The sequence below is a fragment of the Hyphomicrobiales bacterium genome (assembly GCA_039989895.1).
GTDB lineage: Bacteria > Pseudomonadota > Alphaproteobacteria > Rhizobiales > JACESI01 > JACESI01.
This window is the reverse complement of sequence record JBDXGY010000002.1, coordinates 1-19,915: the sequence shown is the minus strand read 5'-3', so window position 1 is coordinate 19,915 and position 19,915 is coordinate 1. Positions and strand designations below refer to the sequence as shown.

18 protein-coding genes and 1 riboswitch are annotated in these 19,915 nt (G+C 47.1%); of the genes, 10 read left to right on the top strand and 8 right to left on the bottom strand.

The genetic code is table 11. The features are described 5' to 3' along the window. Window positions 1-51 precede the first annotated feature (51 nt). Window positions 52-363, top strand: a complete 312-nt coding sequence (locus tag ABJ081_00845; protein MEP6355212.1) for a (2Fe-2S)-binding protein — start codon at window positions 52-54, stop codon at window positions 361-363. Window positions 364-463: 100 nt separating this feature from the next. Next, on the top strand, window positions 464-946 hold the full coding sequence (gene bfr, locus ABJ081_00840; protein MEP6355211.1) for a bacterioferritin: 483 nt from the start codon (window positions 464-466) through the stop codon (window positions 944-946). Between the two features lie 150 nt (window positions 947-1,096). Here bfr and ABJ081_00835 read toward each other — a convergent pair whose 3' ends face one another. Then, window positions 1,097-1,945, bottom strand: coding sequence for a hypothetical protein (locus tag ABJ081_00835; protein ID MEP6355210.1), 849 nt, complete (start codon window positions 1,943-1,945; stop codon window positions 1,097-1,099). A 70-nt stretch (window positions 1,946-2,015) separates the two neighbouring features. Continuing rightward, window positions 2,016-3,131 carry a 2'-deoxycytidine 5'-triphosphate deaminase gene (locus ABJ081_00830; GenBank protein MEP6355209.1) on the bottom strand — a complete coding sequence of 372 codons (1,116 nt, stop codon included), beginning with the start codon at window positions 3,129-3,131 and terminating at the stop codon, window positions 2,016-2,018. Window positions 3,132-3,260: 129 nt separating this feature from the next. Beyond that, a riboswitch (SAM riboswitch) is annotated at window positions 3,261-3,338 on the top strand. A gap of 39 nt (window positions 3,339-3,377) precedes the next feature. Between ABJ081_00830 and metZ the strand changes: the two genes are divergently transcribed. Further along, the gene (metZ, locus tag ABJ081_00825) at window positions 3,378-4,583 is read left to right on the top strand and encodes an O-succinylhomoserine sulfhydrylase (GenBank protein ID MEP6355208.1); all 1,206 of its coding nucleotides are present in this window, start codon (window positions 3,378-3,380) and stop codon (window positions 4,581-4,583) included. Window positions 4,584-4,591: 8 nt separating this feature from the next. On the opposite strand, the gene fsa is transcribed toward metZ, so the two are convergent. Then, the gene (fsa, locus tag ABJ081_00820; GenBank protein ID MEP6355207.1) at window positions 4,592-5,245 is read right to left on the bottom strand and encodes a fructose-6-phosphate aldolase; all 654 of its coding nucleotides are present in this window, start codon (window positions 5,243-5,245) and stop codon (window positions 4,592-4,594) included. Between the two features lie 116 nt (window positions 5,246-5,361). Here fsa and ABJ081_00815 point away from each other — a divergent pair, with 116 nt between their 5' ends. Beyond that, window positions 5,362-7,662 carry a primosomal protein N' gene (locus ABJ081_00815; GenBank protein MEP6355206.1) on the top strand — a complete coding sequence of 767 codons (2,301 nt, stop codon included), beginning with the start codon at window positions 5,362-5,364 and terminating at the stop codon, window positions 7,660-7,662. Window positions 7,663-7,665: 3 nt separating this feature from the next. Here the strand turns inward: ABJ081_00815 and ABJ081_00810 are convergent, their stop codons facing one another. Continuing rightward, on the bottom strand, window positions 7,666-8,265 hold the full coding sequence (locus ABJ081_00810) for an arylesterase (GenBank protein ID MEP6355205.1): 600 nt from the start codon (window positions 8,263-8,265) through the stop codon (window positions 7,666-7,668). A 124-nt stretch (window positions 8,266-8,389) separates the two neighbouring features. On the opposite strand from ABJ081_00810, the gene ABJ081_00805 reads away from it, so the two are divergent. From ABJ081_00805 to ABJ081_00790, 4 genes are all read left to right on the top strand, one after another. Then, entirely contained in the window at window positions 8,390-9,130 is a 741-nt protein-coding gene (locus ABJ081_00805; GenBank protein ID MEP6355204.1) for an ABC transporter ATP-binding protein, read from the top strand. Then, complete coding sequence (locus tag ABJ081_00800) at window positions 9,127-11,730, top strand: ABC transporter permease (protein ID MEP6355203.1); 2,604 nt, start codon at window positions 9,127-9,129, stop codon at window positions 11,728-11,730. The genes ABJ081_00805 and ABJ081_00800 overlap by 4 nt, the downstream gene beginning before the upstream one ends. 162 nt (window positions 11,731-11,892) lie before the next feature. Further along, window positions 11,893-12,621, top strand: coding sequence for a Bax inhibitor-1/YccA family protein (locus ABJ081_00795; GenBank protein ID MEP6355202.1), 729 nt, complete (start codon window positions 11,893-11,895; stop codon window positions 12,619-12,621). An 87-nt stretch (window positions 12,622-12,708) separates the two neighbouring features. After that, window positions 12,709-13,218, top strand: a complete 510-nt coding sequence (locus tag ABJ081_00790) for an N-acetyltransferase family protein (protein ID MEP6355201.1) — start codon at window positions 12,709-12,711, stop codon at window positions 13,216-13,218. Here ABJ081_00790 and ABJ081_00785 read toward each other — a convergent pair. Next, window positions 13,215-13,655: a DUF2794 domain-containing protein gene (locus ABJ081_00785; GenBank protein MEP6355200.1), complete on the bottom strand. Its 441-nt coding sequence runs from the start codon at window positions 13,653-13,655 to the stop codon at window positions 13,215-13,217. The genes ABJ081_00790 and ABJ081_00785 overlap by 4 nt on opposite strands. A gap of 452 nt (window positions 13,656-14,107) precedes the next feature. Between ABJ081_00785 and htpG the strand changes: the two genes are divergently transcribed. Continuing rightward, complete coding sequence (htpG, locus tag ABJ081_00780) at window positions 14,108-16,027, top strand: molecular chaperone HtpG (GenBank protein ID MEP6355199.1); 1,920 nt, start codon at window positions 14,108-14,110, stop codon at window positions 16,025-16,027. A gap of 74 nt (window positions 16,028-16,101) precedes the next feature. Here the strand turns inward: htpG and ABJ081_00775 are convergent, their stop codons facing one another. Together ABJ081_00775 and ABJ081_00770 are read right to left on the bottom strand one after the other, a co-directional pair. Continuing rightward, window positions 16,102-16,875 carry a DUF1223 domain-containing protein gene (locus ABJ081_00775; GenBank protein MEP6355198.1) on the bottom strand — a complete coding sequence of 258 codons (774 nt, stop codon included), beginning with the start codon at window positions 16,873-16,875 and terminating at the stop codon, window positions 16,102-16,104. A 352-nt stretch (window positions 16,876-17,227) separates the two neighbouring features. After that, complete coding sequence (locus ABJ081_00770) at window positions 17,228-17,860, bottom strand: septation protein A (GenBank protein MEP6355197.1); 633 nt, start codon at window positions 17,858-17,860, stop codon at window positions 17,228-17,230. A 246-nt stretch (window positions 17,861-18,106) separates the two neighbouring features. Here ABJ081_00770 and ABJ081_00765 point away from each other — a divergent pair, with 246 nt between their 5' ends. Continuing rightward, complete coding sequence (locus tag ABJ081_00765; protein ID MEP6355196.1) at window positions 18,107-18,805, top strand: hypothetical protein; 699 nt, start codon at window positions 18,107-18,109, stop codon at window positions 18,803-18,805. Window positions 18,806-18,821: 16 nt separating this feature from the next. Here the strand turns inward: ABJ081_00765 and ftsY are convergent. After that, window positions 18,822-19,915 (bottom strand): signal recognition particle-docking protein FtsY (ftsY, locus tag ABJ081_00760; protein ID MEP6355195.1); only part of this gene is annotated, 1,094 nt, incomplete at its 5' end.

Sequence of the window (19,915 nt, the reverse complement as noted above, 5' to 3'; positions counted from 1 at the left end):
GAGTCATAATTATTACTTGAATAGTACATACAATAGCTCAGATACAAGCTTATGATCATTTGTCATTGCAATTATATTTCTAGTGAAGAAATTGAACGCACGATTATCGAATTTCTCGATCAAGATGCGTGGCAACTTATTGTGCCTTTAAAAGTCTATCATGCCCTAGAAAAACGCGGCCGCTGCTGCGGATGCTTTCCTAACGTTATTGATATAATTGTGCGTACCGTCAAATCCTATCACGAGGCAAAGGCAACACCACAGGCTGAGATTATTACACTTGTCGATAGGATACAGGAAAAACATCAAGCCTGTGTCACAGCTCAACGCTTAATGCGTAAGCGACAGAAAAACGTTGCTTAAACCTATTTTAGAATAATTCTAAACTGGGCTTTACTTTAGAATCATTCTAATTATATACTAAGCCATCAGCACAAGTGAACAATTCAAAAAGGATACTATCATGAAGGGTAGCGACGCAGTTATCGAACGCCTCAACGAAGCACTGCATTTGGAACTTGGCGCAATCAATCAATACTGGCTTCACTATCGTCTGCTTGATGATTGGGGCTATGGCAAGCTTGCCAAAAAAGAAAAAGAAGAGTCCATGGAAGAGATGGTCCATGCCGATAAAATAATCGAGCGCATCATTTTTCTTGAAGGACACCCAAATCTCCAAACAGTCGCACCTTTGCAGATTGGCCGCACGGTCAAAGAAGTGCTAGAGGCTGATCTCGTAGGAGAGATGGAAGCGCTGGCTTCTTATAGAAAATCCCGTGAAGTCTGCCGCGAAGAAGGCGATTATGTCACAATGGGTATTTTTGAGGAGCTCCTCACAGATGAGGAAGGGCACGCTGATTATCTGGAAACTCAACTTGAGCTATTAGAAAAAATTGGCGACGAACGCTACGGCATGTTGAATGCCCTACCGGCAGATGAAGCCTGATAGACAATTTAAACAAGCCTCAGTTACCCCATCAAGATTCCAATACCGCCCACTCATTGAATTAACAAGAACGGCGGTATTGGGTCATTCGTAGGCTTTAATGCCAGTTGATATTTTACTCATAAATTAAAATGCAGTCTGAGGCGAAGCTCAAGAGCCTTCAGGTAATTTTGCCAGCCAGTCCAAACCATGCCCTACCCATTCGGCTGGAATAGAATGGCCGCGCTCATGTAGGCAAAGCTCCAAAACCCTTTTGCTTTTGCTCTCATCCCATCGCTCGCATATCAGACGTTGATCGCCAGATGCGACTTTTCGGCCCTTACCAGTGGCACCGTTCACTTTGGCAAGAATATCAAGTCCTTCTGGTATCGGCATCGAATTATAAATCCCCACCTCATCAAAGGCGACAACGCGATCAGCCAGCCCATGGATATGGCGCAGATTAACCGGTCCACTCGGGCAGGTCTCAGGGTTTACCCGCCAAAAACCTCCAGCGATCGGCGCGTAAGCACGGAACAGATCGCCAGTATAACAAGCCACATTCCAAACCATCGACGCGCCACGTGAAAAACCAGAAGCCATTGTTTGATCCTCATCAATAGGCCAGCGTTTTTTAACATCTTTCATCACCGCACGAATATAAGCCGCCTCATCGCGCCCACGCTCCGCCCTGCCCTCGCCAATCTGCCGCCAATAGCCGGTCTGCGCAAAGGGCGCCACAAAAAGAGCACCTCGGCTCGTTGCGCCATTCACCATTGTCTGGTTGCGAAAAGTACCTTCTGGAGAGCCATTCCAGCCGTGGAAATAAACCACCAAACGCAGTGGTGTCTTCCCGTCCCAATCGTCTGGGGTTGCTGCAAGGTAGTATCCATCGCTCACTTCACAACGGGTCTCAGATCCACAGGCCATCGCCGAAACAGGAACCATAAGGAAAGCGAGAAGAAAAAAGATCACATGCATAAGAAGCCCTCGTTTTATCAATGAAACGATAGTTTGCATCCCAGCCAACAATTGCAAATAACATATTCGTGGTGCACAGCGTACATCTTGTGCACCACAAGCCAGTATCTCAGACCCGAAAATGCTTAGAAAGCTTCAAGCCTTGGCCTTGATAATTCGATGTTGAAATTTCACCGTAAAGCGTTTTAGGGCGCTCTAACATTTGCTCATAAACAAGACGTCCAATTGTTTGCCCGTGCTCCAAAATGAATGGCACTTCATGGCTGCGCACCTCTAAAACCGCGCGGCTACCAGTGCCACCAGCGCCCGAATGCCCAAAACCTGGATCAAAGAAACCAGCATAATGCACCCGAAACTCACCGACCAAAGGGTCAAACGGCACCATTTCAGCCGCATAATCCGGCGGTACATGAACCGCTTCATTGGAGACCAAAATATAAAACTGGTCGGGATCAAGCACGATTGAGCCAGCTTCCGGCCCTGACCCATGGGTATAAATCGGCTCCCAAAAATTGCGCACATCATGCTGCGCTTTTTTATCCATATCAATTACGCCCGTATGGCGTTTACCGCGATAACCAACCAGTCCGTCTTTATCGCCTTCAAGATTGATCGAAAGAGAAATGCCGTTTGCTATATAGGGATCAGCCGAGGCTACCAGCGTCTGGTTTCTATCAAGATCGGCCAAGGCCTCATCACTCAGCAGCGTATTACCAAGACGAAATCTAATCTGGCTTAACCGTGAACCAGTACGCACAACAACCGGAAATGTCCGTGGACTGACCTCAAGGTAAAGTGGTCCTTCATAGCCATCCGGCACCTGATCAAATTCGCGCGCACGGTCAGTGATCACCCGTGTAAAAACATCCAGTCTGCCAGTTGAACTTTTAGGGTTAGCAGAGGCGGACAAACCCTTTGGCAAGCGAAGGCTTTCGAGTAGAGGAATAATATAGACACAACCCACTTCAAGTACCGCACCTGGCACAAGATCAATTTCATGCAGCTTCACGCTGTTCAGGCGGTCTGAAACTAGACGTTCAGGGCCAGGCAAAAAGCTCGCCCGCACTCGATAGGCAGTTTCACCCAATCGCAAGTCAAGGCTCGCAGGCTGTATCTGATCTTCATCCAACGGGCGCGCGATACGAATAACATCTTCATCCACCAAATCGGCAATATGATGAGCGGCCAAAATACCCTGTGCACCATCCGTCTTAAGCGCGTTCATAACCACAAGCTCCGCATCCCGTCATATTTTGATATATTGTCAAAAACACACAGGTCTCCAACATTTTATTATTCTTTTATCACTAAACAACACGTGAATTGACGCCAAGATCAAATGGGCGTATCACCGTGCTTATCCCGTGGTGATTTGAGCGACCAGCTTGCGGCCACGTAAAATAAACAGCTAAACGGTTGGAACGGGACAGCCCGGCCAGCTTTGGTCGGGTTTTTTGTTGAGGATTTAAAAATGACCACTTCAGGTTCAAAGAATAAAACAGAATTCGATATCGCCACTAATCTCGTCCACGGCGGCACAGTACGCTCAAGCTTTGGTGAGATGAGTGAAGCGCTCTATCTAACACAGGGCTTTGCATACGATAATGCAGAAGCAGCCGAGGCGCGCTTTAGTGGCGAAGACGATGGTTTTGTTTATTCTCGTTATGCCAATCCAACAGTTGCCATGTTTGAAGATCGTATGAAACTACTCGAAGGCACGCCCGCCGCCATGGCCACGGCCAGCGGGATGGCCGCCGTACATTCATCGCTGATGAGCTTCCTGAAAGCTGGAGATCACATTGTTGCTGCAAAAGCCTTATTCGGCTCCTGCCGCTATATCGTTGAAGAGCTGGCACCCCGTTTCGGGATTGAGACAACTCTCATCGACGGCACCAAGAACGAACAATGGGAAGCCGCGATAACACCCAATACAAAGGCTTGTTTTTTCGAATCCCCCACCAATCCAACCCTTGATATCATAGATATTGAAACCGTTTCAAAGCTGGCCCATGCAGTGGGTGCAAAAGTGATTATTGATAATGTATTTGCCACCCCTTTATGGCAGCGCCCGACTGATTTCGGTGCCGATGTAGTAATCTATTCTGCCACCAAACACATTGATGGCCAGGGCCGTTGTCTTGGCGGTATTATACTAGGCGAAGAAGATTATATTGAAGAAGTCTTTGCCTATAACAAACACACTGGACCGAGCATGAGCCCTTTCAACGCATGGGTATTGCTAAAAGGTCTTGAGACCCTGCCTCTTCGGGTTGAACGCCAGACGGAAACAGCGGGTAAACTCTATGATGTGTTAAGCGATCACAAAGCCTTAAAAAACCTAATTTACCCAGGTTCGGACACACACCCGCAACGCGAACTGATTAAAAAACAAATGAAAGCCGGCTCCACTATGCTGGCACTTGAATTGCTCGGCGGCAAAGACGCGGCATTTGCCTTTTGCAACACGCTTGAAGTTATCAAAATCTCAAATAACCTTGGCGATTCTAAAAGTCTTGTTACTCATCCCGCAACAACAACCCACCAACGCCTGAGCGACGAAGACAAAGCAGAGCTTGGCATCACTGATGGGCTGATCCGTTTTTCTGTCGGGCTGGAATCATGTGAGGATCTGGCGCGTGATTTAACCCGCGCACTGGATGCCGCACAAAACGCATAAGCTTGAATTTATGCGATTGATTGTCCGGTTTTAGCCCAATCAGCCATGAATGCCTCAAGGCCTTTATCAGTCAGTGGATGTTTTACCAAAGCTTTTAATGTTGCTGGCGGGACAGTTGAAACATCCGCACCTGCAAGAGCTGCTTCTTTAACATGATTGACGGTGCGAATGCTGGCTGCCAGAATTTCAGTCTTGAAACCATAGTTGTCATAGATGGTGCGGATATCTTCAATCAGCTCCATGCCATCAATCGCCATATCATCAAGCCGCCCAATGAACGGTGATATAAAAGTTGCACCAGCTTTGGCAGCCAGAAGCGCCTGATTAGCCGAAAAACAAAGCGTGACATTTGTTTTATAGCCATCATCAGTCAATGACTTACAGGCTTTTAGGCCTTCCATTGTCAAGGGCAATTTGATGCAAATATTATCAGCAATCTCAGCCAGAAGTTTGCCTTCTTTTATCATTGCATCCGCTTCCATCGCCACCACTTCGCCCGAAACCGGACCATCAACAGCCGCACAGATTTCAGCAAGCACTTCCTTGATATCGCGACCAGATTTCAGAATAAGAGATGGATTGGTTGTCACGCCGTCAATGAGGCCCGTTGACTCCAATTCTTTGATCTCAGCCACATCAGCAGTATCTACGAAAAACTTCATAATTTAGCCTCTTAGTTGATTGGGTTTCCATTTTGGCGCATGGATAGCTGATTAAGCAAGAAAATGCACGGCGCTTTTGCTACAGTCGCGCAAAAGAATCGAAACGCACACAAAAAATGACTTCTTCAACACCAAAAACAGGTTTATCAGACGGTCTTCTCGGTTTTTTCGAGGATGAAAGCGCTCAATCGCTTGCACCTGAAATCACAAAGAATGATCCAGAAGATCATTCTCATCTTCCAAAAATTGCTGGTGCCATCGTTCCTGTGCTTGTGCCTGTGCCAACAAGCCGCCCCTATTCTTATATAGTCGGAGAGGGTGATCAAGTGATGCCGGGCTCGATTGTGCGTGTTCCGCTTGGCTCGCGCTCTGTCATCGGTATCGTGTGGGACGGTGAAAGTGATGAGGATATAAACCCAGAAAAACTACGCGCCATCCAACAAGTTTATGACGGCCCACCCATCAACCACGATATCCGCCGCTTTATCGACTGGGTTGCCCGCTACACGATGACAAGCCCCGGCCTCATTGCCCGTATGGTGACACCAGTTGCAAGTGTCATGGAGCCAGAAAAACCAGTGACCGGCGTTCGTACAACCGGGCAGCCCTTAGAACGCATCACCTCTGCACGCACCAAGGTGCTTGACGTAGCTGAAGATGCAGCCGGCTGGTCCAAATCAGAGCTGGCAAAAGCGGCTGGCGTGACAACAAGCGTGATTGACGGGCTTATTAAGTCGGGCGCCCTGGAGCGTATCACTTTACCGCCGCGCTCTATCGCTGATCCTCTTGACCCTGATCATCATCCAGTTGCCCTTTTTGAGGGTCAAGCGAAAGCCGCCGCATTTTTACGCACAGCCGTAGAAGCAGACAAATATTCCGTTAATTTAATTGATGGCGTCACTGGTTCAGGCAAAACAGAAGTCTATTTCGAAGCCATTGCCGAAACGCTACGTGCTGGAAAACAAGCGCTCATCCTTGTACCTGAAATCTCCCTCACCGCCGCCTTCCTTGATCGCTTTGCATCGCGCTTTGGAGCCCGACCGACAGAATGGCATTCAGACATAACCTCAAAGCGACGCGAGCGGGTTTGGCGCGGCGTTGCATCAGGCGATGTTAAAGTGATCATTGGCGCACGTTCATCGTTGTTTTTGCCTTATCAAAATCTCGGCCTCATCGTCGTCGATGAAGAACATGACATGGCTTATAAACAGGAAGATCGCGCTATTTATAATGCCCGTGATATGGCGGTGGTGCGTGGTCATCTTGGTAATTTCCCTGTTCTTCTCGCTTCTGCCACGCCTTCTCTTGAAAGTTTCATCAACGCAGTTGAAGGTCGCTATAACCGCGTCACCTTGCCCGGCCGCATTGCTGATGCACAGCTGCCTGATCTCAAAGCCATCGACATGCGTGCAAACGGCCCTGAAAAGGGCTCGTGGCTTGCCCCTGATCTAATAGCCGCCATGCGTGATACGCTCGATCAAAAGCGCCAATCACTATTATTCTTAAATCGTCGTGGCTATGCACCGCTGACATTGTGTCGCCAATGCGGGTTTCGGTTTCAATGCCCCGATTGCTCGAGTTGGCTTGTGGAACATCGCGCCAGACAAACAATTGAATGCCATCACTGTGGGTATTACAGACGCACGCCAAAAAAATGCCCAAACTGCGACGGTGAAGACACACTGGTTGCCTGTGGCCCTGGCGTGGAACGTATCCATGAAGAGGTCATGGAGCTTTTTCCTGATGCACGTGCGATCGTTCTCTCGTCAGATATGTTCTCAAGCACCAAGTTATTAAAACAAGAGCTTGCGGCGATTGAACGCGGTGAGGCAGATATCATTATAGGCACGCAATTGGTCGCCAAGGGGCATAATTTTCCAAAGCTTTCACTCATCGGCGTGGTCGATGCAGATCTCGGCCTTTCCCATGGCGACATGCGAGCAGCGGAACGCACCTTTCAAATGCTCTCTCAGGTAACGGGTCGTGCAGGGCGAGCAGGCGGCAAATCAGAGGCTTTCTTACAAACCTACGCCCCAGATCATGTGGTGATAAAGGCTATACTCGCTGGAGATCGTGATGCTTTTTATCGGACAGAAGCCGAGCAAAGAAAACAAGCAGGCTTACCTCCCTATGGGCGACTGGTCTCTTTTATTATTTCCGCAAACGACAAAGCCACAGCCGTAAAATACGGGCAACATCTTCGCGCCAATGCCCCAAGCGATCCGCGCATAATGGTACTTGGCCCCTCAGAAGCACCTCTTGCTGTCGTTCGCGGCCGCCATCGTGTACGCCTATTAATACAGGCTCCTAAAACGCTTGATATTCAGGCCTATATTCAAAATTGGCTAGCCATCACACAACCAAAACGCGGCAGCATTCAATTGCAAATTGATGTGGACCCTCAAAGCTTTTGGTAAGAACTATTTCTTCACTGCCGCAATCAACTCTTCAACCTTCGGCAAAATTCGATCAACAATCACATCAACGCCTGCTGCTGTTGGATGAATCCCGTCAGCCTGATTCAGGCCCGCACTACCTGCTACGCCATCGAGAAAGAAGGGGTAAAGCAGCATGTCATATTGAGTTGCAAGGTCCCGATAGATCGCATTAAATGCCTTGACATACTCTTTGCCCAAGTTTGGTGCAGCTTGCATGCCGGCAATCAAAACGGGTATATTACGCGCCTCAAGCGCCTTCACAATCGCGTCAAGATTACCGCGAACAGCATCAGCCTTAATGCCGCGCAACATATCATTTGCACCCAACTCCAAAATAACTGCATCCGTATCCGGCCCAACTGACCAGTCTAGTCGTGAACGACCACTGCTTGTGGTGTCACCGGAAACCCCGGCATTCACAATCAACACCTCATGGCCCCTCTCTTGAAGGGTTGTTTGAAGCTTCACTGTAAAGCCATCTTGTGGAGACAAACCAAAGCCTGCCATCAAGCTATCCCCAAATGCCACAATTTTGATCGGCTCAGCCATTGCAGACGTAACCGAATAGGGTGAAACCATCATTAGAATCAAAATGAAAATTTGGCGAAGAGCCTGTAAACGCATGCGACTTATCCCATATAGGGTGAAACAATATGATGTTCTGCTTATATAGGTTGAATGTCATCCATTCATAGAGGAATTATCTTTGCCCGATACGACATCTCCCATTATCCAGCTCGATAATGTCCATCTTTCCCTTGGTGAGGGCGCGGGGCGTGTTCATATTTTAAAAGGCATCGGCCTTGAAATTGAACGTGGCTCTGCTGTTGGTCTTGTTGGGCCATCCGGTTCTGGAAAATCAACACTTCTTATGGTGATGAGCGGCTTAGAAAAGGCTGATTCTGGCACCGTGAATGTGGTCGGTCACAATCTCACAGCATTGGCTGAGGACGATCTTGCTCGCTTTCGTGGCCGCCATGTTGGTATTGTCTTCCAATCATTTCATCTCATTGCCAATATGACAGCACTCGAAAATGTCGCCGTTCCACTAGAGCTTGCAGGCGTTACAAATGCTTTTGAGCGCGCTCGCGAAGAGCTGATCACCGTCGGGCTTGGCGAGCGCCTCACCCATTATCCAGGTGAATTATCTGGTGGTGAACAACAGCGCGTTGCCATCGCCCGCGCCTTGATCGCAAAACCTGATGTGCTGATTGCAGACGAGCCAACCGGCAATCTGGATGAAGGCACAGGCGAAGATATCACCAATCTACTCTTCAAATTACAAGAAGAGCGCAGCATGACCTTGCTGCTTGTTACCCATGACCTGAAGCTTGCGAGCCGGTGTAATGTGGCAATTGAAATCAGGAGCGGCGAGATTAAGGCCACCAATGATGGCACGCCTTCGCTTCTCAACAGAATAGCAAAACCTGCGAGTGCAACTGAATGAGCACTCTTGCAGCTATCAATCCCTCATCAACCTTAAAGCATAAACCAAAGGCACTTTATTTCGCTCGCCTTGCCTTCACCTTTGCACTTCGTGAAATGCGTGCGGGTGTACGCGGATTTATGATTTTCCTTGCCTGCCTGTCGCTTGGTGTTGCCGCCATTGCTGGTGTCAATGCGCTCTCAGCCTCTCTTGTTTCAAGCATCTCGTCAGAAGGACAAAGCATCTTAGGTGGAGACTTACGCTTTTCCCTGATTCACCGAGAAGCCGACGAAAAAGAACGCGCCTATCTTGAAAGCCTCGGCCCCCTCACCGTCAATGCCACCATGCGAGCCATGGCTCGCCTACCTGATGGGTCAGATCAAACCCTGGCTGAATTAAAAGGTGTTGATAATGCTTATCCACTTTATGGCGAGATGAAGCTACAAAGCGGCGGGTCCCTGCAAGATGCATTGAAACCAAAAGCTGATAAAACCTATGGCGGCGTAGGCGAACTCGGCCTTCTCGCTCGACTTAATTTGAAAGTGGGCGATACAGTCAATTTGGGCAATATCAATCTCATCATAACCGATGTGATTGAAAGCGAACCGGACAGACTTGCAGGCAGTGTTGGCTTTGGCCCGCGCCTGATCGTGTCACAAGCCGCTCTTCGCGCCTCCAATCTTGTGCAGCCAGGAAGCCTTGTTCGCTGGCATTATAAAATAAAGCTAGGTGAAACAATTTCACGCGAGGAAGTAGAAAATGTCCGCATTGCAACACAAAAAGCCTTCCCAAAGGCGGGCTGGCGCGTACGCTCCCGCGACAACGCATCCCCTGGACTGTCACGTAACATCGAGCGGTTTGCACAATTTTTGACACTGGTCGGTTTAACCGCGCTCATTGTTGGCGGTGTTGGTGTTGCCAATGCTGTTACGGCCTATCTCGACAGCAAAAGAGAAGTAATCGCAACCTTCAAAAGCATTGGCGCCACGGGCGAATTCGTCTTTGCCATCTACATCATTCAAATTTTGATAATTGCCTCCATCGCGATTGCAATCGGTGTGGTGCTTGGCTCATTCATCCCAACCATTGCCGCTTACTATTTACGCGAAACATTGCCCGTTGATATTGACACAACCGTGCAACCAGCAGCCCTCGCATTGGCCGCGCTCTATGGCTATTTAATGGCCCTTGTTTTTGCGCTTTGGCCCCTTGCCCGCGCACGCGACATTCCACCAACGGCACTATTTCGCGATCATGAAGCAGGTGGACGCAGATTACCGCGCCCCATTTATCTGGCAATGCTTTTAAGTTGCATCGCAATCCTCTTCATTCTCGCTATTGGCCTTTCAGATAATCGGCAAATTGCAATCTATTTCTCTGTCGGCACCGCCGTGTCCTTCGGGCTTTTACGTCTAATTGCAATTGGCATCATGAGCATTGCCAAACGGCTCCCACACGCCAAATCAACCGAATGGCGGCTAGCCATCGGCAATATCCATCGCCCCGGCTCCATCACCCCTTCGGTTGTTTTATCCCTTGGACTCGGCCTGACCTTGCTTGTTTCCATCGCCTTAATCGATGGAAATTTGCGAAACCAACTCACCTCATCGCTTGCAGATGAAGCGCCGAGCTTCTTCTTTGTCGATGTTCAAAACCACGAAGTTGGTCAATTCGAAACATTGCTACGCGACAATGCTAAAGGAGCAAAGCTGGAGCGCGTCCCTATGCTGCGCGGGTTTTTCGTTGAGATTGACGGCAAAAAACCATCAGACATGGTAGTGCCCAGTGAAAGCCAATGGGCGCTGCGCGGTGATCGCGGCATAACTTATTCAGCGACGATACCAGAAAACTCAATCCTGCATGAAGGGAAATGGTGGGCCGAAGATCATGAGGGACCATCACTTGTTTCTTTTGATGAGGAGGTCGCCCGCCACTTTGGCTTAAAGATAGGCGATCAAATTACCATCAATGTTTTAGGCCGAGAAATAACATCAACTCTTGCAAGCACCCGAAAAGTTGAATGGCAGTCGCTTGGTATCAATTTCGTGATGGTGTTCTCTCCCAACACTTTTGCCAATGCCCCTCACTCCCATTTGGCAACGCTCACTTATGAAGACGGCGGAACCGTTGAAAAAGAATTCAACTTAATGAAAACTGTGGCTGCCCAGTTCCCTACCATCACCATGGTGCGAGTAAAAGATGCATTAGAGCGCGTGGCCGATGTTGTGGGTCAAATGGCCTGGGCTATCAGAGGCGCCTCCGGTGTTACTCTTTTATCTTCCATCTTAGTGCTAGCAGGCGCTTTGGCAGCTGGTCACCGCACACAAATCTATGATGCGGTTATTCTAAAAACACTGGGTGCGACGCGGGCACAACTCATCAAAGCCTATCTCATCCAATACACTCTATTGGGTACAATCACAGCCACTTTTGGCATATTGTCCGGTACATTGGCGTCATGGTTCGTCGTTGAAAATATCATGGACGGAGATTTTATTTTTCTTCCATCAGCAGCTTTTTCTGCAGCGCTGACTGCGTTGACACTGTGTATTTCTCTCGGGTTGATCGGCACATGGCGCATTTTGGGCCAAAAAGCAGCTCCTTTGTTAAGGAACTTGTAAAGTTATTGCCACAAACAGGGCTTACCACTAAACTGAAGGCAGAATATCATGTTTTATGACTTGAGTATTTGCTCTCAAGTCACCATATTCACATTAAAGCAAGGTCTAGCTAAAAACTGAACCTTGTTATCGTTAGTATAAATATCTCAAAGGGTGTTTTCGATGGATGATTTACAAAGACGCGCACAATATAGAAACAGTGCGCAAACAGATGCTGATATAGATCAGGGTCTGCGCTCCTATATGCTGTCCGTGTATAACTACATGGCAATAGCCGTTGCTCTAACAGGCTTGGCAGCTTACGGCATGTCCAGCTGGATGACAAGCAACCCACAGATTGCTCAAACTTTGTTCCAAAGCCCGCTTAAATGGGTCATCATGCTAGCGCCGCTCGGTTTTGTTCTGGTGCTCTCTTTTGGTATTCACAAAATGAAAACCAGCACAGCACAATTGGTGTTTTGGACCTATGCGGCTGTAACCGGTGTTTCAATCTCATGGATTTTGCTTGTCTTTACCGGTGAAAGCGTTGCCCGCACCTTCTTCATTACATCTGCGGCCTTCGCTTCATTGAGCCTTTATGGGTACACAACAAAACGCAGCCTTTCAGGCATGGGTTCCTTCTTGATGATGGGCCTCTTCGGTATCATCATTGCCTCTGTTGTGAACATTTTCCTTGGTTCAAGCGCTCTACAATTTGCAATCTCAGTAATTGGTCTGCTCGTGTTTGCCGGTCTTACCGCATACGACACACAGCAAATCAAAGAAATGTATTTTGCAGGCGACGATTCAGAAACTCAAGGTCGCAAAGCGATCATGGGTGCACTGCGTCTTTATCTCGACTTCATCAATATGTTCATGTTCCTTCTGCAGTTCCTTGGCAACCGCGAATAGAAATAGTGATCATAATTTATGCAAAAGGCGGTTTTTTGAGCCGCCTTTTTCTTTGCCTATCACAAAACCGCACGTTATTTATAAGCAATGAACCTCATAATACGCCCAGCCATAGATAGTGATATTCCTGCCATTGCAGCGATCTATGGCGACCACGTCACCCATGGCCTTGCCTCGTTTGAATATGAGGCACCGTCAGAAGACGAAATGCGAAAGCGCTATCAAGCCATCACAAAAGGCGGTTATCCTTATCTAGTAGTTTGTGAAGACAACGTCGTCATCGGCTATTCTTATGCAGGCAGTTTTCACAGCCGCAAAGCCTATGAAAAGACCGTTGAAAATGCCATTTATCTCAAACCTACAGCGCATGGAAAAGGCATCGGCAAGACACTTCTCAAAGCCCTTATAGAAGAATGCAGCCACCGTGGCTTTCATGAAATGATTGCGGTCATCACAAAATTAGACCCGCCCGTTTCAATTATTTTACATGAACGAACAGGATTTAGTCACGCTGGGACTCTGTCAAAGGTCGGTTACAAACATGGCCAATGGTTAGATGTTGTCTATATGCAAAAGACCTTGAAGCCTGCGCTTTAGTCCACCACGCGCAAGTGTTTACGTGATTCCAAAACTTTTAAAACCTGGCGTAACTCATGGCCCCGCTTCAAAATCATACCGCTGGCATTCACAACAGCATAAGCCCCTTGCTTGCGAGCAAGCTTAGGGTTTTTCTCAACCCGAAAAACCGGCATTTCGCTCGCGCGTTTGAAAATCGAAAAGACAGCGCGGTCCTTTTGAAAGTCCATCGCATAATCGCGCCACTCGCCCTGTGAAACTCTATAACCGTAGACTCTGAGAATTTCAGACAATTCACGCCGGTCAAACGTTACCTGCGTGAACCCTTTAGAGTTTGTTATTTTACGACTATCTGAGGCATTATTCTTTGCAGATCGAGATATTGGCAGGCGAATCACATCACCACCCATTTGAGACCGATGACCGCCACGATCACTTAAAAAGTTCTCATTATCCAAATGCATCTCCCTTTTTCATAATCATGATTGACCAGCAAACATCATTTGGCAAGCCTTAAAAGCTTGTATTTCCTTGGGAAAAAAGAAGATGCTCAAGTTATCAATCCTCAATCTGGCCTATAGATAGGATTTTTCATTCAATCGAAAAAACCTTGTTTTTGCCGCATTTCAGCCAATCAAAAACCTGAAACAAAGCTCATCTTGTCATCACTACCCAAGACGGCTCAGCGTAAAGAGATTGGTTCTTTTCAGCCCCCCAGCCCCCCAATTGATTTATGCTGAGCCGGCTTATACTATTAAAATATGATGTTCATCCCCATTGAGCATCCATCTTATAGGTCGGCTTTGCCGGCCTTTTTTTTATGTCGCACATTACACTTTGAAATTTGCGCCAAGAACACTTATGTCTTGCCTTGAAATAAATAATCTTGAAACTTGGGGGAAGCCAAAAGATGGCCTCTAAAAAAGCTGAAACCAAAAATGAACACGTATTTGAAGCCGAGGTTGCCCAGCTTTTAAAGCTGATGGTGCATTCAGTTTATTCAAACAAAGACATCTTCCTGCGCGAACTCATATCAAACGCGGCTGATGCTTGTGAGAAGCTGCGTTATCTTGCCATAGACACACCAGATCTCAACAAAAACGATCCCGATTTCAAAATCGTTCTCGCACTGGATGAAAAAGAAAATATTCTCTCAATTTCCGATAATGGCATTGGCATGTCGAACGATGAATTGATTTCCAATCTTGGCACAATCGCCCGCTCAGGCACAAAGGCCTTTATGGAAAGCTTATCAGAAAAATCCGACGGCTCTTCTCTCATCGGACAATTCGGTGTCGGCTTTTATTCTGCCTTCATGGTCGCCGATAAGGTTGAGGTTTATTCATGCAAAGCTGGAACAACTGAGACCCATGTGTGGACATCTGATGGTGAGGGCACCTTTACAATAGACGCCGTGGATATGCCGAAAGCCAAACACGGCACGATGGTTCGTCTACATCTGTCAAAAGATGGAAAAGACTATGCCTCCATCCCCAAGATTGAGGAAATCGTACGATCCTATTCCTCCCATGTACCCGTGCCGATCCATATTACAGGCAAGGAAACGGTCAAAGGCGACGATGACAAGGAAACAGAACAGTCCTTCGATCGCATTTTAAGCGATGGTGGTGCACTTTGGACAAAGCCAAAGTCAGAGATCACAGAAGAAGAATACAAAGAATTCTATGGTCACGTTTCCGGGCAATTTGATGATCCAGCCAGCACAATCCATTATCGCGCAGAAGGCCGACACGAATATACGGTGCTGGCCTTTCTACCAAGCATGAAACCTTTCGATCTGTTCAATCCTGACCGCAAAGGTCGCATGAAGCTATATGTGCGCCGTGTGTTTATTTCAGATGACATTGACCTACTTCCACCATGGCTTCGCTTCGTGCGAGGAATTGTTGATTCTGAAGATTTGCCGCTGAATATTTCCCGGGAGCTTTTACAGGACAATCCTCTGCTCGAAGCTATAAAAATGGGTGTGACCAAACGCATTTTATCTGAAATCAAAAAGCTCGCCGATAAAAAACCAAAAGACTTTGAAAACATTTGGGAAGCCTTCGGCCCTGTCATCAAGGAGGGGCTTTATGAAGACATTGCTCGTCGTGATGATATCTATGAGATCATTCGATTTAAATCCAGCACATCAGATGGCAAATGGCGCTCTCTCGCCTCATATGTCGAAGACATGAAGGAAAACCAGACGGCGGTATATTATGCGCTTGGTGACAATGAAGACGCGATCAAAGCAAGCCCTCATCTGGAAGGTTATCGCGCCCGCGAGGTTGAGGTTCTCTATCTTGCCGATCCTGTTGACGCCTTTTGGGTGCGCACCGCCCTTGGCTATCAAGGCAAACCGTTTAAATCGGTCACTCAAGGGTCAGACGATCTTGAAACGATCAAACCCGCGAATGCTGACGATGATAAAAAAGATGAGGAAACGCCTGAACTCGCCAACCTGTATCTATTCTTAAAAGAAACACTAGGCGATGATGTCTCAGAGGTTCGAGCTTCCTCACGCCTTGCAGAAAGCCCCGTCTGTTTGGTCGCCTCTGAAGGCGCTATGGATATGCAGCTGCAAAAAATCCTAAAAGATCAACCAGACGCCGCCATGAACCCGGCCCCCGTACTCGAAGTGAATGCATCCCACACAATGATCAAAAAGCTGGCAACTTATGTTGAAAATGAGAAGGATAAAGACCAAGCAAAACAGATCGCAACGCTCTTGCATGGTCAAGCGCGGATTTTGGATGGTGAACAGCCAACTGATCCTGCAAAATTCGCCTCTGCACTTAATCATTTTTATGATGCTATTTTAGCTTAATGTAAAAAGCGCTCTAAAACCAAAAAGCCGGATCAATGATCCGGCTTTTTTATTTCGTGATCAAACACAATTTTCTAAGTACCATCCCAAATGGCAGCGCCCAAAATATTAGATGGATGACCTTTATGTTTTGTTTGTAACAATATAGCGAAACTATCAACCTCACCTTTCATCAGATCACTCTTAGACAATTTAACAGCCATAGGGTCACCATTCCATTCTCCTAGAGGGCGCATTTCTCTAACAATATTCGTGTAAGTGATTTTACGATTCCTGTTTTCCCCGCGGCCAATGGCAACAGTGCCTTCTTTTTTCAAAAGCGCCACCCAAATAGTAGCGGCGCTATAAGAAGAAAGCCCATCAACCTTGATAATCACACTTTCGCCTGCCGACTTAATATCGACATCAACAGGTAAGGATCCGCTAGATAAAAGAGTGTTAATTTCTGATGCATTGCTACCAACCGCATGGTCGTATCCATTCACAACGACTTGCGGCGTATAAACAGAACGATCCCCGCGCAAACCCGCATAGCTATATTGGCGATTGGTGAATTCTTTATGGGCGAATGTATCTTTCCAGCCGAGATAATCCCAATAAGTAACCGGCAGCGTTAAAACCACCAGATCAGGGTTTTTTGAATACTCATGCGCCAACTTATCTGCAGGAGGGCAAGAAGAGCAGCCTTGACTTGTATAGAGCTCGACAACACCCTTTGCACCTGCAAAAGCAGCAGGCGCAGCAACCATTGAGACGCCAAAAGCGCTAGCACTCAATAAAATTCCAGACGATTTCATTGCTAAAAAAAATGATGGCAGCAGTTTCTTCATCGAAGTCAAAAGATGCATCAAAACGAATACTCCGGATAATTTGGATCATAAAAGAACAACATCACATCTAAATACTAAAGCTTATCATCATATGCGAGTCACGAGTGCTTGATCGTCGCTACTTAAGCCTCCTCACCGACCAAATTGCACAAGCACGCCATGCAAAATACTCCTATGTCGATAATATTCAAGTTCATCTTACGTATCAGTAAGAACAAGGAATTCGATCTCTTTTTTCAATCTATCCGCAAAGGGGATAACCGCCATTGTCGTCAACCGTAATTTTAGGTCATTAAAGCCTGTGATCGATACTTACTCTATCAACCATTCAGCACACATCTTGAAATCGTAATATATTTAAAGACGCGGCCTAATCAGCCGGTTGATTTTCCTGCTCATCATCCTCCTCAGGCAGAGCATATTTAGTGACAATACCCATCTGCACAATTGCAAAGACCATCGTAATTGGCATTGTTCCCCAAACCTTGAAGGCAACCCAGAAATCTGTCGAGTAATTCCGCCAAACCACCTCATTCAAGATGGCGAGAAAAAAGAAAAACATGCCCCATCGCTTGGTCAGTATTTCCCAACCTTCTTCTTTGAGTTTGAAAGCCGCTCCAAAAACATATTTCAAAACCAATTTTCCATAAAAAAGGCCTATAAACAAAGCGCTACCGAATATAACATTCACGATAGTCGGCTTCATTTTGATAAAAATCTCGTCTTGTAAATAAAGCGTAAGACCACCGAAAATCAAAACAACAACAAGGGTCACAAGCGGCATGATAGGAACGGTTTTCGTCAAGATCAAAGAGACCGTCAGGGAAATCACCATCGCAACCATGAACAAACCTGTTGCCATGAAGATCGGCTCACCAAATCGCGCTAAAATAGGAAAACTCTCGGCAAGCTTTTCGCCGCGCGAATTCACAAAAAAGAACACAAGCAATGGCCCCAACTCGAGGGCAAACTTCAAAATAGGATTTACTTCAGGTTTTTTCATATTTGTTGCTTGGTTTTTCACGAATGTTCTCTATGTTTTATACATTGATAGTCCTCATATGGATCGGATAGGGGCATCTGTCCAGTCAAGTTAAATCAGGATTTCAATACTAAGGACGTTATCTGCGGCTGCGATGCCTTTAGTTACCTTTAACAGATCTAAACATCTTGTTAAGGTTTAGCGGGTCTACTTTAGTCAATAAGAAAAGTCATCAGGGAGATACAACCGCTAACTTGTGAGGTTCACATGAAGTATCTTTCTTTGATTTTCTCCAAAAAGTTCTTCGGTAAAAAGTGCGTTTTTTCTACCCTCACAGCTTTTCTAGTGAGTTTTTTTGTTTTCGCAGCTCCACAAAATGCTGAGGCTTGTGAATTTCTTATCCCTGATAAAAATGGCAATGCGATAAAGGGACCGTCTTTCGATGCAATGACTGATGGCTTCACATCGGGTCTTCTTGAATGCGGCAATGAAACACATCGCCTTATGGTCATAACAATTGATGTAGATACAAGCCAAGAACACATTGGTGTCCGTGACGACCCCTTATTTTCAACGGATGTCACAGGAGAATTGGAAGCGCTGAGAGACGTTGCTGTTTCTGATACATCCAATGTTCACATCATGAGCCGCGTGAACCAGTCGCCCTTCATTGGCGTTCATCGTGGATATGTTCATTTTGCCACCCTTTGTGACATACAAAACGAGGCAACCCCGCTCAATTGTTCTTGGGGTGAATCACGCATAAAATTCCGTAGCACAATACTGGATACAGACCTCGATCAGGTCGTCGATCGCTCCTATCATGAATTAAGCGTCTATAGCGGTGATGGCCGATTATATATGATTTCCTTTTGGACACCACATCGCTCCAAAATCAGCAGCACAACCGCCGACTGGATCAGCGCGCTTCAAGCCTTTGGACTGGATATAACAAAAGCCGGCTAAGCTCTATGACTGGACCTTAAGCAAGACCCGCAATCGCTTTGGCAAATTCATCCGCCTCAAACGGCTCAAGATCATCAATTCCTTCGCCAACGCCGACAAAATAGACCGGCAGTTTATGCTTGGCGGAAATAGCAACCAAAATACCGCCGCGCGCTGTACCATCCAGCTTGGTCATCACCAAGCCATTCACACCAGCTTTTTCCTTGAAAATTTCTACTTGTTGTAATGCATTTTGACCCGTTGTCGCATCAAGGGTCAGTAAAACCGTATGAGGCGCAGTTTCATCTTGTTTTTTGATGACACGGATTATTTTCTCAAGCTCCTCCATTAACTCAACACGGTTTTGGAGTCGGCCAGCCGTATCAATCATCAAGACATCACTGCCTGCTGCTTTCGCTTCTTTTATCGCATCAAAGGCAAGGCCTGAGGCATCAGCACCTATGTCACGAGATATAACCGGCGCTCCAGTGCGCTCACCCCAGATTTTGAGCTGCTCCACAGCCGCTGCTCGGAATGTATCACCCGCCGCCAACATCACATTGGCTCCTTCACGGGTCAGTTTCGCTGTTAATTTGCCAATGGTCGTAGTCTTGCCGGTACCATTCACCCCAACCACCAAAATGATGTGCGGTTTATGCTCAAGATTAAGCTCTAGTGGCACGGCAACTGGAGATAATACTTTCTCCACTTCTTCAGCCAAAACACCGCGTATCTCTTGTTCTTCAATATTTTTACCATATCGATTAGTAGACAAAGCATCTGTGATAGCCACTGCTGTTTCAAGACCAAGGTCGGCTTGTATAAGCACGTCTTCCAATTCTTGTATGGTGTCATCGTCGAGTTTGCGCTGTGTAAAAATAGCCGTGATGTTGCCCGTCAGCGCGGAAGAAGATTTAGATAGGCCCGAGCGCAAGCGCTGAAACCATGACTTTTTGTCAGGCTCTTCATCGGAAGAAGCAGGTTGGTCTTCCGCCGGCTCTGGCTCTGGCTCTGGCTCTGGCTCTGGCTCTGGCTCTGGCTCTGGCTCTGGCTCTGGCTCTGGCTCTGGCTCTGGCTCTGGCTCTGGCTCTGGCTCTGGCTCTGGCTCTGGCTCTGGCTCTGGCTCTGGCT

Excerpts from the sequence above, each read along its gene's own strand:
- ABJ081_00795 (MEP6355202.1), top strand. The coding sequence starts at position 11,893 with ATGGATGATTTACAAAGACGCGCACAATATAGAAACAGTGCGCAAACA.
- ABJ081_00810 (MEP6355205.1), bottom strand. The coding sequence starts at position 8,265 with ATGATGGTTTCACCCTATTCGGTTACGTCTGCAATGGCTGAGCCGATC.
- ABJ081_00790 (MEP6355201.1), top strand. The coding sequence starts at position 12,709 with ATGAACCTCATAATACGCCCAGCCATAGATAGTGATATTCCTGCCATT.
- metZ (MEP6355208.1), top strand. The coding sequence starts at position 3,378 with ATGACCACTTCAGGTTCAAAGAATAAAACAGAATTCGATATCGCCACT.
- bfr (MEP6355211.1), top strand. The coding sequence starts at position 464 with ATGAAGGGTAGCGACGCAGTTATCGAACGCCTCAACGAAGCACTGCAT.
- ABJ081_00845 (MEP6355212.1), top strand. The coding sequence starts at position 52 with ATGATCATTTGTCATTGCAATTATATTTCTAGTGAAGAAATTGAACGC.
- fsa (MEP6355207.1), bottom strand. The coding sequence starts at position 5,245 with ATGAAGTTTTTCGTAGATACTGCTGATGTGGCTGAGATCAAAGAATTG.
- ABJ081_00765 (MEP6355196.1), top strand. The coding sequence starts at position 18,107 with ATGAAGTATCTTTCTTTGATTTTCTCCAAAAAGTTCTTCGGTAAAAAG.
- ABJ081_00815 (MEP6355206.1), top strand. The coding sequence starts at position 5,362 with ATGACTTCTTCAACACCAAAAACAGGTTTATCAGACGGTCTTCTCGGT.
- ABJ081_00770 (MEP6355197.1), bottom strand. The coding sequence starts at position 17,860 with ATGAAAAAACCTGAAGTAAATCCTATTTTGAAGTTTGCCCTCGAGTTG.
- ABJ081_00830 (MEP6355209.1), bottom strand. The coding sequence starts at position 3,131 with ATGAACGCGCTTAAGACGGATGGTGCACAGGGTATTTTGGCCGCTCAT.
- ABJ081_00775 (MEP6355198.1), bottom strand. The coding sequence starts at position 16,875 with ATGCATCTTTTGACTTCGATGAAGAAACTGCTGCCATCATTTTTTTTA.
- ABJ081_00835 (MEP6355210.1), bottom strand. The coding sequence starts at position 1,945 with ATGCAAACTATCGTTTCATTGATAAAACGAGGGCTTCTTATGCATGTG.
- htpG (MEP6355199.1), top strand. The coding sequence starts at position 14,108 with ATGGCCTCTAAAAAAGCTGAAACCAAAAATGAACACGTATTTGAAGCC.
- ABJ081_00800 (MEP6355203.1), top strand. The coding sequence starts at position 9,127 with ATGAGCACTCTTGCAGCTATCAATCCCTCATCAACCTTAAAGCATAAA.